The sequence below is a fragment of the Mariluticola halotolerans genome (genome assembly GCF_021611515.1).
GTDB classification, from domain to species: domain Bacteria; phylum Pseudomonadota; class Alphaproteobacteria; order Rhizobiales; family Devosiaceae; genus Mariluticola; species Mariluticola halotolerans.
Map to the genome: position 1 here is coordinate 1,102,027 of NZ_CP090960.1, position 15,738 is coordinate 1,117,764.

General features: G+C 60.2%; 14 protein-coding genes. 7 read left to right on the plus strand and 7 right to left on the minus strand.

Annotated features, from left to right (window positions below; translation table 11 throughout):
- Positions 1-171 precede the first annotated feature (171 nt).
- From L1P08_RS05360 to fliL, 5 genes are all read right to left on the minus strand, one after another.
- Positions 172-3,537 carry a hypothetical protein gene (locus L1P08_RS05360; RefSeq protein WP_303618971.1) on the minus strand — a complete coding sequence of 1,122 codons (3,366 nt, stop codon included), beginning with the start codon at positions 3,535-3,537 and terminating at the stop codon, positions 172-174.
- 92 nt (positions 3,538-3,629) lie between these two features.
- Entirely contained in the window at positions 3,630-4,376 is a 747-nt protein-coding gene (locus L1P08_RS05365; RefSeq protein ID WP_303618972.1) for a MotE family protein, read from the minus strand.
- Complete coding sequence (locus L1P08_RS05370) at positions 4,373-4,852, minus strand: DUF6468 domain-containing protein (protein ID WP_303618973.1); 480 nt, start codon at positions 4,850-4,852, stop codon at positions 4,373-4,375. The genes L1P08_RS05365 and L1P08_RS05370 overlap by 4 nt, the downstream gene beginning before the upstream one ends.
- The gene (gene fliM, locus L1P08_RS05375; RefSeq protein ID WP_438268439.1) at positions 4,849-6,036 is read right to left on the minus strand and encodes a flagellar motor switch protein FliM; all 1,188 of its coding nucleotides are present in this window, start codon (positions 6,034-6,036) and stop codon (positions 4,849-4,851) included. Before fliM ends, L1P08_RS05370 begins: the two co-directional genes overlap by 4 nt.
- 9 nt (positions 6,037-6,045) lie before the next feature.
- Positions 6,046-6,537 carry a flagellar basal body-associated protein FliL gene (fliL, locus tag L1P08_RS05380; RefSeq protein ID WP_303618974.1) on the minus strand — a complete coding sequence of 164 codons (492 nt, stop codon included), beginning with the start codon at positions 6,535-6,537 and terminating at the stop codon, positions 6,046-6,048.
- Positions 6,538-6,813: 276 nt separating this feature from the next.
- On the opposite strand from fliL, the gene flgF reads away from it, so the two are divergent.
- The 7 genes from flgF (at position 6,814) to L1P08_RS05415 (ending at position 14,578) form a co-directional block, all read left to right on the plus strand.
- On the plus strand, positions 6,814-7,557 hold the full coding sequence (flgF, locus tag L1P08_RS05385; protein WP_303618975.1) for a flagellar basal-body rod protein FlgF: 744 nt from the start codon (positions 6,814-6,816) through the stop codon (positions 7,555-7,557).
- A gap of 18 nt (positions 7,558-7,575) precedes the next feature.
- A complete protein-coding gene (gene flgG, locus L1P08_RS05390; RefSeq protein ID WP_303618976.1) occupies positions 7,576-8,361 on the plus strand; it encodes a flagellar basal-body rod protein FlgG in 786 nt (261 codons plus the stop codon).
- A gap of 14 nt (positions 8,362-8,375) precedes the next feature.
- Positions 8,376-9,335: a flagellar basal body P-ring formation chaperone FlgA gene (flgA, locus tag L1P08_RS05395; protein ID WP_303618977.1), complete on the plus strand. Its 960-nt coding sequence runs from the start codon at positions 8,376-8,378 to the stop codon at positions 9,333-9,335.
- A gap of 10 nt (positions 9,336-9,345) precedes the next feature.
- Complete coding sequence (gene flgH / locus L1P08_RS05400; protein ID WP_303618978.1) at positions 9,346-10,083, plus strand: flagellar basal body L-ring protein FlgH; 738 nt, start codon at positions 9,346-9,348, stop codon at positions 10,081-10,083.
- A gap of 345 nt (positions 10,084-10,428) precedes the next feature.
- Positions 10,429-10,998 (plus strand): class I SAM-dependent methyltransferase, encoded by a 570-nt coding sequence (locus tag L1P08_RS05405; protein WP_438268453.1) that lies wholly within the window; start codon positions 10,429-10,431, stop codon positions 10,996-10,998.
- 320 nt (positions 10,999-11,318) lie between these two features.
- A complete protein-coding gene (locus L1P08_RS05410; RefSeq protein WP_303618979.1) occupies positions 11,319-12,815 on the plus strand; it encodes a carboxypeptidase M32 in 1,497 nt (498 codons plus the stop codon).
- A gap of 158 nt (positions 12,816-12,973) precedes the next feature.
- Positions 12,974-14,578 (plus strand): ABC-F family ATP-binding cassette domain-containing protein, encoded by a 1,605-nt coding sequence (locus L1P08_RS05415; RefSeq protein ID WP_303618980.1) that lies wholly within the window; start codon positions 12,974-12,976, stop codon positions 14,576-14,578.
- Between the two features lie 60 nt (positions 14,579-14,638).
- Here L1P08_RS05415 and dksA read toward each other — a convergent pair whose 3' ends face one another.
- Together dksA and L1P08_RS05425 are read right to left on the minus strand one after the other, a co-directional pair.
- Positions 14,639-15,058, minus strand: a complete 420-nt coding sequence (gene dksA, locus L1P08_RS05420; RefSeq protein ID WP_303618981.1) for an RNA polymerase-binding protein DksA — start codon at positions 15,056-15,058, stop codon at positions 14,639-14,641.
- Positions 15,059-15,175: 117 nt separating this feature from the next.
- Positions 15,176-15,598 (minus strand): flagellar assembly protein FliX, encoded by a 423-nt coding sequence (locus L1P08_RS05425; protein WP_303618982.1) that lies wholly within the window; start codon positions 15,596-15,598, stop codon positions 15,176-15,178.
- Positions 15,599-15,738: the final 140 nt, after the last annotated feature.

Here is a 15,738-nt window from a genome sequence, read left to right on the forward strand (position 1 = left end):
GGGCAGGACTGCCCGCAGCTGGATTCCCGTTTTCACGGGAATGACGCTGTGGTCCCCCAACCCTCATGGTGAGCCTGTCGAACCATACTGGTTTTAAAACCGTGCCCGCCGCCCATCCTTCGACAGGCTCAGGATGAGGGTGGTGTTAAGGCAACGCCCCAGGCTCGTCGGCTAAGCGTCTGTGCCCGGCGCTGCGAGGCGTGGGGCCAGGGCGCCGTCCATGCCATAGGTTTCGCCATAGGTGGCCAGAAACGCATTGAGTGAGTCTGCGCCGGACACCTCGGCGGCCAGTTTGCGGAATTCGAGGCTGGTGACCTCGACCCGCCCGGTGACGAAATTGAACAGCGGCCATTCCGGGGTTTCGGACATGCGGTCGCTATAGCGTTCGCGCAACCGGGTGATACCAATCCGGTCATCATCGAGCACAAAGCCCACCGCTGCCTTGACGATATTCAGCCGCGCATGCTGTGAAAAGCCCCCCTCGGCGCTGGCATTTGCATAAAGGCGTTCGAGAATTTCGCTGGCCCTGCCGTAACGCTTGGCGCGCCATTCGGCATCCACCCGCAAGAGGTCGGCATCGCGCCCGTCGAGACGGGAGAGAATATCTAGCGCCAGATCCTGCCGCCCGGCATCGACCATGGCACGCGCCTCGAGAATGCGGCGCTGCCGCTCGAGATTGGGTGAGATGCCGGCAAGCCTTGTGGCATTGAGGGTATCGAGCGCCAGATCGGGTTTGCGATCGGCGAGATAGATCACGGCCAGATCGGCGGCAATCTGGGCCTTTGCCGCGCCATCGAGGCGGTTATCGACCTGATATTGCAGCAATTCTGAGGCCTGGGCCAAAAGGTCGAACTTGACGAGGCGACGGGCAAGATTGCGCACCATTTCGTCGCCACGCGCACCGGCCGGCGTCAGCTCGCGGAAATCGTAATAAAGGGTCAGCGCATCGATGGGCTGCATGGAATCGGCGCGGCCATTGAGATAAAGGTCGGCGAAATTGGCCCGCGCCTCTTCCATCAGGTCATAAGCTGCATCGCTGTCCGGATGGGCGGTGGCGAGAGCCCGCACGGTCTCGAATGCCTCGCGATAGGCGCTGTTGCGGAAATTGAGCTCGGCCAGCATTTTGAGCATTTTGGCTTCAAGCTCATTGCCGCGCCAGACAGCAGCCTCGGTGGCCAAAGTGTCAGCAGCAAGCGCTGTGTCCAGCCGGTCCATGCGGTCGAGCAACGCCATGGTGCGATAGACAGCCTCGGCATGGGTGGGGCGAATATCGGCGGTGAGCACCTGCCCATAGGTATCCAGCGCCTCATCGAACCGCCCCGCCGCCTCATCGACCCGGGCCGAGAGAATTTCATAACGGCTGAGCATTTCCGGATCGAGCGCGGCTGTGTCGACCAGACCGAAAAAGCGGGTGGCTGTTGCGATATCGTTTTCCTCGACTGCGGCCTCAATACCGGCAAGCAGGAACCGCTCGCGCACAAAGGCGGGATAGTCGTCAATCGAAGGCGTGGCGGAAATCGCGTCACGCAGGGCCCCGGAGAATTCATCATTACCGACACGGGCAATGGTGCGCCAGATGAGGGCATCGGGCTTGGCGGACATGGTCTCGGAATTGAGCACCTTGAGCGCTTCATCCCAGCGGTCCGCCATTGTGGTTGCTGCCGCAACGGCCAGATCGACCGGCTCAACCAGTTCCGGGATTGTGACATCACGCTGGAGGACCTTGAGCACGCCCAGCGCTTCATAGGGCAACTGGTTGGCCAGCAGGAAGCGGCCCAGCTCGAAGCGGGCCCCGTCGAGCTGGCGGCGTTCTGCGTCAGCGGCCATTTGCATCAGGTCATCGGCGCGGGCCACCAGCCTGCCGGGATTTTCCTCGATCAGCGCGGTCAGGTCGAGAAAGCCATCGCGCTGGCGGCCCGCCGCGTCACCCTCGGCCGCGCGGGCGACCACGGGGGTGGAGACAATCAGGCCGCGCTTGGCGCGAATGACGGCATTCTGGTCTTCGATATCGACCGTTACATCCTCGTGCAGCGGCTGGATGACCAGACCATGCACCGAACGCAGGGCGGCGAAATCGACATATTCAAGATCGCGGACAATGCCCCGCGAGGGCGGGAATGCGGTGACGACTTCCAGCACGTCGCCCACTTCGGGATCACGCAATTGATGCACTTTGGCGGGGCGGTTCATGTCGGCGGTGACTTCGAACAGCCCTTCTTCATTCTGCCGCCGGTTGAGGGCCACCAGTTCGGCGGGGGCCAGCACCATATCGCCGAGCGAGAGGACCCACGAGCGCCCCTCGGAACCGAGAGTCGCCAGCCGGTCGACCGCAAGCGAAATACGCACGACCGAGGTTTCGCCGGCCGGGACCACGGAAAATTCGCGGGCGATCCTGGCCATATCAGCATCATCAGCCGGTGCGCCAATGGTCGCTTTGGTGTCGAACACCATCCAGAGCGTGTCGGCGCGGCGGAAAACGGCCGCGGCGGTTTCCTCCTCAAACGGGAAAACGACGCGCAGTGTGGAGCCGATCTTGTTGACATAAGGGGTGATATGGACCGCTGCCTGCTGTTTGGGCACATCCAGCGTCACACCGGCGTCTGCCGCCTCCGGTTCGGGCGTGGCCATCTCGCCGGGCGTCGCTGCGCCATCGGGCAGCAGCGCTGAGAGATCAACCTCGGTCGGCTGCGGGTTAAGCAGGTCGAAATCGATCACATATTGCCGGTTCGAAAGCGCATAAAAGCGCGGGGTCACGCCTTCGGCGGTTTTAAGGGTCACCCGGCTGCCGGTTGCATCGACCTCATCTTCAACCGCAAGGATTTCCGCGGGCAGATCCGATTCCAGCGCATATAGATCTATCGGCACCGGCCAATCGAAGCTGAGTTCGCCTTTGCCTTCGGCAAAGCTGAAATCGGCTTTTACATCAATGCTCCAGTCGACCATCAGGCGCACAAATGTGGGGTGCCGCCCGACACGCACGCTGGCGGTGGGCTTGTTGAGACGGGCATATTCCGCCTTGCGCTTCTGCTCGGCGACATTGACGGCATCGCGGGCACGTTTGGAGAGCTTTTCCACCACCTCGCGCGGCAGGCCCGGCTCAAGCCCCTGCCAGTCCGGGGCCAGAATATCGATATAAAGGCTTTCGCCGGCCTCGGTGGTATTGACGCGGAAATCGCGGCGCAGACCCAGCCGAAGGCCCTTGTTATCCGGATCGACACGGGCAGCGGAGATGAATTTGGGCAGCTTTTCCGCAAGATCCGGCCAGGAGATATTGATCGGCGTGTCAAAGGTCACGACCATGACGCCATTATCCCAGCTGGCTTCATAGGCGGGCATTTCCAGCCGCTCGGGAAAGGTGAGGATCAGGCGGGCATAATTTGCATGTTCCTCGGTCTGGATATCGGCTGGTTCGAGATTGCTGATATCCTGCTGGGCAAGGGCTGTGGCCGCCAGAAAGACACAAGCCAGCAGGGCCGCCGCGCACAAGCGCAAGGCGGCAAGTCCTGCACTTGCCATGGTCGTTACTCTGGTTGTCATTGTCGGCCGCTTGTCACCGTCAGATCATTGAGGGGCCAGCTTATGCCGTTTCTCTTTAACGCCCTCTTACCCATAGGGGTTTTGACGTCCGGCTATTGGCCGACGATCTGGGGGAGATTGGCCATATCCTCGATTTCACCGTCCAGCGCCGGTTCCGGCTGCACGGCGGCGAGGCCAAGGGTGAGCTCCTGCGCCCGGTCTGTCGACATTTTGGCCAGAACCGGGGCGAGCTTGCGCGGGTTCATATTGCGGGCGACCCGCAGCAGCACTTCCATGTCGAGACTGTCAAAGATCGCAGCGGCGTCGCCAGGCTTCATGGTTTCATACATGCTGACAACGCCGGCAAACTGGGTGTCGTCCATCGCCTTTTTCTCGTCGACCAGCGCGTTGATGCGGCTTTCGATGGCCTCGAGGCTGGCAATGCGCTCGGCCAGGCGCTTTTCGGCGGCTTCCACCAAGGCGTTGCGCGCTTCCAGATTTTTGGCGAGGATGTCGAGTTCGCCGCGCCGCTCGCTGAGACGCTCAAGCACGGCGCGTTCGGTCTGATCGACCCCGTCGGTCGAGCCGATGGCAATCTTGTCGCCGTTATTGTTCTCGGTCATGGGCACAGCATCGAGCTGATTGGTGCTCACGGGTGCCTGTTCAGCCCTGGAGAACAGGTTTTCCGAGGCCCTGCCCGCGGCCAGCTCCGTTTCCTTGGAGACTTCCATTTGCTGCGCGCGCGCCGTATTTGCGCCGGTCAGCACGTAGCCGCCATCGGTGACGATGCCCACTGTCTTCAAAACGAGAAGTGCGAAGGCTGCAAATACAACTATCGGCAGCAGGCGAATTGATTTCACGCAGCGCTCTCCCGGCGGCGTTGATGGGCGGCAAGCCGTTCAAGCGCGGCCTGTGCCCCCTTGGCAGAGGGTGCGATCGGCCCGTCGCCGGGCAGCGGGGCTTTGACCTGGGCTTGCGGCGCGGGGGCGGCAGGCGCCTGATTGCGGCGCACCGTGTCGGTGACGCGGGCAATGCGGTCCATAACCGTGCGGCCGGCGGTGACGTGATTGGCCAGTTCCACGGCGAAGCGGTCTGCCTCCTCCATGCGGCTGGTCAGGGTGGCGTCGGCTTCTGTTGCCGCTTCCCGCAAGCCCTTGATGGCGCTATTGGCCATGTCGGTGGCACGGATCAGATCGCCGATCATCTGTTTTAGGGCGTCGCGATCCGCATGCAGTTTCTTCAGCCTGTCGTTGAGCAGGATGCAATAACCAATGGTCAGCATCAGCAGCACGGCAACCGCACTCTCAACAATAATTCCAAAAGGTAGGCTACTCATTTTTGATTCTCCGCCTGCTCTTCAATCGCGTCAAATACCGCCATGGTCACCTTGGGCGGGTTCAATGGCCGGGCCACACGAACGGAGATATTTTTACCGATATGCCCCATTACGGCGTCTGTCAGATGGACATTGCCGCATTTGAGTTTGACCGGATCTGACGGTGAGCGTTCAAACATGAGCGTTTCACCTTCCTTGAGCCCCATAACGTGCGACAACGGAAGATCGGCCTCATGCAATACCGCCTCGATTTCCGTGTCCGCCGAGAAAATTTCTGTCGCGAGATGCCCCTCCCAGGTTGGATCGCGACCGAATTTCTCACCCATGAACATCTGCAAGAGCTGTTCACGAATCGGTTCGATTGTAGCGTATGGCAGCAAAATCTCGATCTTGCCGCCACGATCATCCATATCAATTCGCAACTCAACTAGGATTGCGGCATTGGCAGGACGCGAGATGGCGGCGAATCTTGGATTAGTTTCAAGGCGTTCGAGGTTAAAGTGAACCTGGGTTAGCGGTTCAAATGCCTTGTGCGTATCTTCCAGAATGACCTCGATCATGCGCCGGGCGAGTGCCATTTCGATGGTCGTGTAGGGCCGGCCCTCGACCCGCACCACGCTGGAACCGCGCCGACCGCCCAGCAGGACGTCGATCATCGAATAAATCAGGCTGCTATCAACGGTCAGAAGGCCAAAATTTTCCCATTCCTCGGCCTTGATCACGCTGAGGATGGCGGGCAGTGGAATTGAATTGAGATAATCGCCGAACCGCACCGAGGTGATCGAATCGAGCGAGACTTCGACATTGTCCGAGGTAAAATTGCGCAAAGAGGTCGTGGCCAGCCGCACAAGGCGGTCGAACACGATTTCGAGCATGGGCAGGCGTTCGTAGGAAACCAGCGCCGAATTGATCAGCGCCTGTACGCCTGACAGTTCAACACCACCCCCGGCATTGGGATCGAAGCCAAGCAGACTGTCGATCTCGTCCTGATTGAGCACCTTGTCGACACCGGGTTCGGCATCCTCGTCGCCATCGCCGTCGATCATGGCGGCCCATTCGGCAGCCATGGCATCGTCATCGGGCGCGTCAGCGTCGGCTGCGGCCTCAGTGTCGGTACCGGTATCCAGCCCCAGCTCGCCAAGGCCCCAGTCGTCCGAGAGTTTATCCTGATCCGGATCCGCCAAAACCTTCTCCTATTGCACCAGGATTTCTTTGAACAGCACACTGTCGACATGGGCGGGATAGATCGCCAGGTTGACGCGGCGGCGCAATTCTTCCTTCAGCCGGTATATGCCCGCAGACCCCTCAAGATCACTCCGGCGCAGTTCGCGCAGATAGACCTGAAAGGCATCGCGCACGCGGGTCATGCGCGGTTCGACGATTTCCAGCATCTCTTCATCGCTCAATTCCAGCGAGACCGTGAGCTTGAGAAATTTGGGGTCCTCATTGCCATCGGTGCTGAGATTGACCGTCATGGTGGGGATATCGAAGAAATAGGTCGGCTTGACCTCGGCCAGCGCCGGGTCTTTATTCTTGTCACCACTGAACACCAGGAAATAGGCAGCCGCGCCCCCGCCCAGCAGCAGAACCACAAGGGCCGCGCCGATAATAATAAAGAGCTTTTTACGGCTCTTCGGCTCCGCTTCCTGCGGTGCGTCTTCGCCGGCCTCGACCTCATCGGTCATTATACCCGCAGCCCCCTGAACTTCAGCTGTTACTCATTGCGACCAGCTAAATGGCGGATGGTTAACGAATGGTTACTCTTTTGCAGCTCCCGGCAATTTTTGCCCGGTAAAATTTACCCCGCCCGGCAGGCTTGCACAGAAGCTCCCACCACGCCTTTTCAGTCAAACATCTGATTTTATTCAATTTTTATAGTTGGCACGCTTTCTGCATTTGAGTTGGCGAGCCCACCGCTTGGGGAAGCATTGGGGCTCGGGAGATACGGGAGTTCGCGCAAAATGGAAAACGCGCAACTAATTGGCCTTTCGAGGCAGGTTGCATTGCAACGCCAGATGGATGTCGTGGCCAATAACATGGCCAACATCAATACGGCCGGCTTCAAGAACGAAGCCATGTTGTACGAGGAATATGAAATGCCGGTCGCCCGCGACCGTGACTTTTCCTATTCAGACCAGACACTGTCCTACACGCAGGACTGGGCGACAATGCATGATTTGTCGGCCGGGGCCATTGTACAGACAGGCAATCCACTGGACGTGGCGCTGCAGGGCGACGGGTTTTTGAGTGTCCAGACGCTTGCCGGTGAACGCTATACGCGGGATGGCAGCCTGAAAATCGACGCCAATGGCACGCTGGTGACCAGCAATGGCCAACCGATACTTTCCGAGGGCGGGACGGTTACGTTCGGGCCGGCGGAAACCGATATCGCCATTGGCCAGGACGGCAGCATCTCATCAAGTGCCGGTAACAAGGGCCGCCTGAAAGTGGTCAGCTTTGAAGCGCCGCAATTGCTCAAGCGCGAGGGCGACAACCTGTTTTCGGGTGCCGATGCCGTGGCCATTGCCGACACATCCACACTGGTGGTGCAGGGGGCGATTGAACATTCCAATGTTTCGGGCGTCACGGAAATGGCCAACATGATCCGGGTCAACCGCGCCTACCAGACCCTCACCCAAATGATTCAGCGCCAGGACGAGCTTCGCAGCAAAGCGATTCAGACCCTTGGCAGCATGCAAGCCTAGCCTGGAAGGACCAGAACGATGAAAGCACTTTATATTGCCTCAACGGGAATGGCCGCTCAGGAGCGCAACGTTGAAGTCATCTCCAACAATATCGCGAACATGCGCACCACCGGCTACAAAAAGCAGCGGGCGGAATTTCAGGACCTGATCTATCAGCAGATCCGGCGCGCCGGTTCGCAGACATCGGAAACCGGCACGATGGTGCCGGTGGGTGTCGAGATCGGTTCCGGTGTGCGCACCTCCGCCACGACCCGCATTATGACAACCGGCGACATGATCCCCACCGAAAAAGAACTCGATGTGGCGATCAGCGGTCAGGGCTTTTTTGTCATCCAGCACCCCGATGGCCGCACGGCCTATACACGGGATGGCGCATTCGAGCGCGATCCGGACGGGCAGATGGTGACCGTGGACGGGTATCAGGTCGAGCCGGGCATTGTTATTCCGGAAAATGCCCGCGGCATCTCGATCAGCAATGACGGCATTGTCGAGGCTTATCTGGGCACGGACACCGAGCCCACCGAACTGGGCCAGTTGCAGATTGCCAGCTTCGTCAATTCCGCTGGCCTGCAATCGATCGGCAATAACCTGTTTGTGGAAACGCCGGCCAGTGGCGGCGCGCAGATCAGCGTTGCTGCCGCCGACGGGCTTGGCGCTTTGCTGCAAGGCTATCTTGAACTGTCCAACGTCAATTCCGTGACAGAGATTTCGGACCTCATTGCCGCCCAGCGTGCCTATGAGATGAATGCGCGGGTGATTTCCGGCGCGGACGAAATGCTCTCCTCTGTCTCGAACCTGCGCTAGGGAGGTATTGAACGATGATTTTCCGCCCAAACCTTCACCTGGCAGCGCTGGCCCTTTTTGCCAGCACCGCCCTGCCCGCCTTCGCCGCGCCTGTGTTGCGCGCCGATGTGGCGGTCAGTTCCGCAATCGTTACCGTCGGCGACATGTTTACCGGCGCGGGCAATGATGCCGAACGCGCCCTGTTTCGCGCCCCGGCCCCCGGCACCAGCGGCGCTGTGAGCCTTGAGGCCATAAAAGTTGCGGCCAAGCGGGTTGGCATTACCGAATTCGACCATTCCGAAATCCGCCGGGTGCAGGTTGAACGCACCGGGATTGCGCTGGATGAGCCAACGCTGAAGGAAATGATCCGTCAGGACCTGATCCAGCGCGGCATCATTGCGGATGAGGTTATTGCCCGGATCAGCTTTAGCGATGCTTTTTCGACCCTTTACGCCGCCGAGAGCGACGAACCGGTCCGGTTATCCGACCTGCGCTATACCGAAAGCTCGGGCGCATTCAGCGCACGTTTTTCCATTGCCGGGGTCAATGCCCCGCTCGATCTCAAGGGCCGGCTGGACCTGCTGATTGAAGCCCCGCATCTCAGCACATCGCTGCCAATGGGGGCCGTGTTGAGCCCGGACGATATTGAAATGCGCCCGATCTCGCTGCGTTATGCCGACAGCGCCGGCATTGCCCCGGTTGAGGCGCTTGTGGGTAAGGCGCTGAAACGTCCGGCTCGCGCCGGCATGCTGCTGGCGGCATCGAATGTGGCTGAGCCGCAGGTCATCGGGCGCAGCGACATGGTGACGCTCTATTATCGCAAGGGCCCGCTCAACCTGACCGTCAAGGGCCAGGCGCTGAATGCCGCGGCCCGCGGCGAGACGGTGGCTGTGCTCAATCTCGTTTCCAAGAAAATCGTCAACGGCATTGCCGTTGAGCCTGGCGCGGTCGAACTGGTGTTCGACGATATGCGCCTCGCTGCCATCAAGAACTAAGGATCTGACCATGAACCTCTTCAAAATCGCAACCATTGCAGCCCTGGTCAGTTCGCTTGGTGCCTGCTCCATGATGGACCGGCTGGCCTCTGTGGGCGAAGCGCCGACGCTGACGGCCATCAACAATCCCACCACCCAGGCCGGCTATCGCCCCGTGGCGATGCCAATGCCTGAAATCGTGCCCGCCGCCTATCAGCCCAATTCGCTGTTCAGCTCCGGGGCCAAGGGCTTTTTCAAGGATGCCCGTGCCCGCCGGGTTGGCGACATCCTGACGGTTGAAGTGACGATTTCGGACAGCGCCAAGATTGCCAACAAGACTGCGCGCAGCCGCTCCTCAACGAGCGATGCCGGTGTCAGCGGTGTGCTGGGCTCGATCTTTGACAATTACGCCCCCAAGGAACTGGGCACGGATGCCTCCATTGGCACCGATTCCGGCATTAGCGATACCGGCAATGGCTCGGTCAACCGGTCAGAAAGCCTGAGCACATCGGTTGCAGCCGTTGTGACCCAGGTGTTGCCGAACGGCAATCTGGTGATTGAGGGCCGTCAGGAAGTGCGGGTCAATTTCGAGGTGCGTGACCTGATCATCGCCGGCATCGTGCGGCCTGAGGATGTGGGCAACAACAACACCATCGCCTCCTCGAAAATCGCCGAAGCCCGGATTGCCTATGGTGGCCGTGGCCAGATCACCGATGTGCAGCAGCCCCGCTATGGCGCGCAGGTGATGGACGCGATCCTGCCCTTCTAGGCGGCTTCCAGAAATTCCGAATTGGCGGGGCCTTGCCCCCGCCTTTCCCTCCCCTGCATCGCCAGCACTTCCCCCGACTATCCGGTGCTTGCGATGTACCTCCGGTGCCCCGTCCATGGGATGCTGGACATAGAGGGCGCGACCTTCCCCGTATCGGTCGCGCCCTCCTCCCGTTTCCGGATACTGACACGCTGTTTTATGGTGGTTTAAGCCTGATATAAGGATAGTGTTCAGTTTGGCCCAAAGGCCCCGTCAAGCACCTGGAACAACACCATAATTTCTCAAGACCCCGCCGAATTCATCCGCTGCAACCTGCATCTGGCCCCAGCCCCTGCCGCGCCGGATATTGTGCTTTATACCGCCCATTCGGGCAGTGGCCTGTGGCGGCTGGAGGGCGATAATGATGACGCGCCACCGCCCTATTGGGCCTATCACTGGGCCGGGGGCAATGTGCTGGCGCGGCACTTATCGACCTGCCCCGAGGCGGTGCGCGGCCGCCATGTGCTGGATCTCGGCACCGGGTCCGGCCTTGTCGCGATTGCCGCTGCAAAGGCCGGGGCCCGCAAGGTGACGGCGGCGGACATTGACCCTTATGCCATTGCCGCCGCTGGATTAAATGCGTTGGCGAACGGGGTGGCAATTGAAGCGATATGTGCTGATTTAACGACCGGCCCGGCCCCTGATGTTGACATGATACTGGCCGGTGACCTGTTCTACGCCCCCGAACTGGCCACCCGCGTCACCGCATTTCTCGACCGCTGCCTTGCCGCCGGTATTGACGTACTGGTCGGCGACCCCGGCCGCGATTTCCTGCCCCATCCCCGGCTGCGCGGGATCGCTAAATATGCCGTGCCGGATTTTGGTGATGCAAGCGCTGAGACGCGGGCAAGCGGGGTGTTTGTGTTTGGGACGTAGTTCGCCTTTTCCGCTCGTCCTTGCCGCGCGATCTCCGCAAACCCTCATCCTGAGCTTGTCGAAGGACGGGGGTTTTAACACTGTGCGTGCCGCCCATCCTTCGACGGGCTCAGGATGAGGTTGGAGAGTGTGGTGCGGGATGTGGCTCTGGAGACGGATGAGAACAAGCGGCAAGGCACAACACCCACTCCACCCCCAACGTCATTCCCGCCTACGCGGGAATGACGCAGTGGGCGGGCAGATGCCGAATTCCAACCCTGCCCCTTGAATTACATCCCGGTTTCCCGTCATCTGCGGCGAAACACAATTGCGGAGCCGATATGTCCTGGCAGAAACTAGACGACCTCAGTAATTCGCTGGAAGCCTTTGAGCATGCGCTGTCGATTCTCGGCGCTGATGAGGCGACGAATATGCCGGCGGGCGGCGGTGAGAAGCGGGCCGAGGCCATGTCGGCGCTCGCCGCCCAGCACCATGAACTGGCGACTGCGCCGGCAATTGCCGAATGGATTGAGACTGCGGAAAACGCGGATCTGGCAGATGATCAGCGCATTGGCCTTGCCGAATTCAAGCGGCGCTATGTGAATGCGACCTGCCTGCCCTCGGATTTTGTGCGGCGGCAAACCACAGCGACCATGCAATCGGAACAGCTTTGGCGCACCTTGCGGCCGAGCGGCGACTGGGCGCAATTTGCCCCCGCGCTGGAAAAGGTTGTGGCGCTGGCGCGCGAGGAAGCGGGTTTGCGCAGCGATGTGACGGGGCTGGCCCCCTATGACGCGCTGATGGAGCAGTTTGACCCCGGCAACCGGGTGGCCGAACTCAACCCGGTGTTTTCAGCGCTCAAAAGCTTTCTCAAGGAGTTTTTGCCCGAAGCCCTGGCCGCGCAGAACGAGCGGCTGGCCAAGCGGCCTTTGAAGGATTTCAACGGGCCCTATTCGATTGAAAAACAGCGGGCACTGGGCCTGTCGGCCATGCAGGGCATTGGCTTTGATTTCAACCATGGCCGGCTTGATGTGTCGCATCACCCGTTTTGCGGCGGGGTGCCGACTGATGTGCGCATGACCACGCGTTATCGCACCGACGAGTTTTTGACAGCCCTGATGGGGGTTTTGCACGAGACGGGCCATGCGCTTTATGAGCAGGGCCTGCCGCGCGAGAACGCCCATTGGCCGCATAACAAGGCGCGCGGCATGGGTGCCCATGAAAGCCAGAGCCTTTTTGTGGAAATGCAAATGGCGCGCAGCCCGGAATTCTGGCAATGGGCGCTGCCGCTGGTGCATGAGCATATGGGGGCCGACGCCATTGCCGGCTGGGATGTGGAAGATGTGCTGGCACGGGTCAATTATGTCGAACGCGGGCTGATCCGGGTCGATGCGGACGAGATCACTTATCCGCTGCATGTGATCTTGCGGTTCGAACTGGAGCAGGAACTGATCTCCGGCGCGCTGAAAGTCTCAGACATTCCAGAGGCCTGGAACGCGAAGATGACCGAATATCTCGGGCTGGAAACGCTCAAGGACCCGGCCAATGGCCCGATGCAGGATGTGCATTGGCCCGCCGGGCTGTTCGGCTATTTCCCCTCCTATACGCTTGGCGCGATGATGGCGGCGCAGCAATGGGCGGCGATGGAAAAGGCCATTCCCGATGTCGGGAGCCAGATCAGCCGGGGCGATTTTGAAGCCATCAACGGCTGGCGGCGCGACAATATCTGGTCGCAGGGGTCGCGCTGGACAACGCCGGAACTCTTGACCCGCGCCACCGGCGAACCGCTCAACCCGGATTATTTCACCACGCATCTGAAAAAGCGCTATCTGGGATAAAACCCGCATTTCAGGCGGGGCGCGCCTGCGTGCCCCGCTTGACAGAATTGCCGGAATTTCTATTTTAGGCGCATCCGCAACACCAACAGGATGGTGCATCATGGAAGTCACAACGTTCGCAATCGCCCCTCGCGTCGCCAACGTTTCGGACTTTTTCCATGCAATTTCTCCTGTCTCTTCAAGGCCTCACCTACACCACTGCTGACGGCCGCGCCCTTTTTGACAATCTTGACCTCGCCTTCGGGCGCGAGCGCACCGGACTGGTGGGTGCCAATGGCATTGGCAAAACCACCCTTTTGAAACTGCTGACCGGCGAATTGTCGCCGGGTGGCGGCAAGGTCATGCGGTCGGGTGACCTTAAAATGCTGCATCAGGATCTGGTGCCGGGGCCGGCCGACAGCATTGCCGATGCGTTCGGCACGCGCGCGGCACTGGCTCAGATGGCGCAGGTGCTGTCCGGCGAGACCGCGTTTGATGCCGATATGGACGTGGACTGGACGCTTGAGGCGCGGATGGCGGAAGCCCTGGCCCGGATCGGGTTGCCGGCGCTGGAGCCCGATCACTTGCTTGGTGCCTTGAGCGGCGGACAACGGACACGCGTGGCGCTGGCCGCTTTGCTGTTTGACCAGCCGGACATGATTATTCTCGATGAACCGACCAATAATCTCGATCAGGACGGCCGGGCAGCGGTGGCGCGGGTTCTGGGCGACTGGCGCGGCGGCGCGGTTGTTGTCAGCCATGACCGGGGCCTGTTGCGCCAGATGGACCGGATTGTCGAGATTTCGACCCTTGGCGTGCAGACCTATGGCGGGAACTGGGATTTTTATCAGGAACAGAAGCAGGCGGAGCGCGCAGCAGCGGATGCGACCTTGATGCATGCGGAAAAGCAGCTTGGTGAAACCGCCCGGAAAATACAGACCGTCAAGGAACGCAAGGCGCGCAGCGACAGCCGTGGCCAAAAATCCCGCGCCAAAGGCGGAATGCCGAAAATTCTGATGAATGCGCGACGCGACCGGGCCGAAAGCACAAGCGGGCACCTGGCCAATGTGGCGACGCATTTGCAAGAAGATGCGCGGGCGGCGGTGGATGCCGCCCGCCAGCGGGTGGAACAGTTGAAAGTCCCCTCGGTCAAACTGCCCTCTACCGGACTGGCGGCCGGCAGGAATGTGCTGGAACTGGAATCGGTTAGCGGCGGATATGACAGTGACGCGCCAATCCTGTCAGGGCTATCGCTGAAGATCACCGGGCCGGAGCGGATTGCGCTTGTCGGGCCCAACGGTAGCGGCAAGACCACATTATTGCGGCTGATGACCGGGGATATGGCACCGCTGGCCGGCACCGTGCGGCGGCCGAGCACGCAAGCGCTGCTCGATCAGCATGTGGGCATGCTGGACCGGCAGGCGAGCATTCGCGACAATTTCCGCCGGTTAAACCCGAAAGACGATAAAACCGCCTGCCGCGCCGCCCTCGCCCGGTTTTTGTTCCGGGCTGACGCGGCGCTGCAAACCGTGGGGGCATTGAGTGGCGGGGAAATGCTGCGCGCCGGGCTGGCGTGTGTGCTGGGCGGCGGTAAACCGCCGGAACTGCTTTTGCTGGATGAACCGACCAATCACCTTGATCTGCCCTCCATCGCTGCAATTGAAGCGGGGCTGAAGGATTATGACGGGGCGCTTGTGGTTTCGAGCCATGATGCGGATTTTCTGGCAGCGATTGGCATTGCCCGGGAAATCCGCCTGCCCGTTGCCCACACGCCAATGATTTAAGGGATCAAAAAAAGCCCGCCGGGCTGCCGGCGGGCTTTTGCATTCAGGAACGACGTAATTTTAGTCGTCGCGATAAACCTTCTCGTGACGCTCATGCATTTCCTGAGCCTCAAGAGAAAGCGTCGCAATGGGCCGTGCATCGAGCCGGGCCAGGCCAATGGGCTCGCCGGTCTCTTCGCAATAGCCATAGGTGCCATCATCGATCCGTTTCAACGCGGCATCGATCTTGGAGATCAGTTTGCGTTGACGGTCGCGTGTGCGCAGTTCCAACGCGCGGTCACTTTCGGAAGAAGCCCGGTCCGCCATATCGGGGTGGTTCTGGCTTTCTTCCTGGAGATTTTCCAGCGTTTCGCGGCTTGCGCGAAGAATGTCATTTTTCCATGCGTCCAGTTTGCGCTTAAAATACTCGCGCTGACGTGGGTTCATGAATGGTTCGTCGTCAGTCGGACGATAGTCGCTTAAATCTAGTTCAGCACTCATACCAGGACTCACTCCCTCAGGCCGAAGATGGCCCTATATAGTTTCGCAAGTCCCTCGGGGCAAGCGCGTATCGATGTCTTTGGCTAACATGTGGATTGTCACAATGATGCGACAGTCCTAAATCGCAGGGAAACGCCCCAGCTTTGCCAGCTCGACGAGCGCCCGCAATTCAATATCCTCAATCAAAGCATCGAGTTGCGGGTCGGCATGGATTTTGGCCTGCTTCAACAAAGCCATCAGCCGGTTCAGCTTTCCCTCGTTAATACGGCCTGTGAGCAGGTCCGCTTTCATCTCTTCAAGGGCATCAAGGATGGATTCGCCGCGCTTGGCAGACTTGCGGCGGGCATAGAGCGGGTCCTCGACAGCCTGTAGCGCCAGAATCGCATCCATGCCGGTTACAGGACCGCTTGGCGCACTGGCATTTGCCCGCGCAGCCGCCTCGCCATCCCCCAAGGTGAATGCAGGCCCGCTGCCGCCGGCGCGGCGCGCGTCTCCGCGTTGATTGACTTTGCCGGAACGGCCCGGACCATCAATGCGCATGCATCCACCCCTTCAAGCGTTAACAAAACCTTGCCCGGCAAAATCTGCCGACAGTCGTTAAAAAGGTCTTAATGCACCCGGCAAGAATTGCACAGCCCGAAGGTGCGCACGGCCAACCAAATATGCACCTGCGCCCGCTT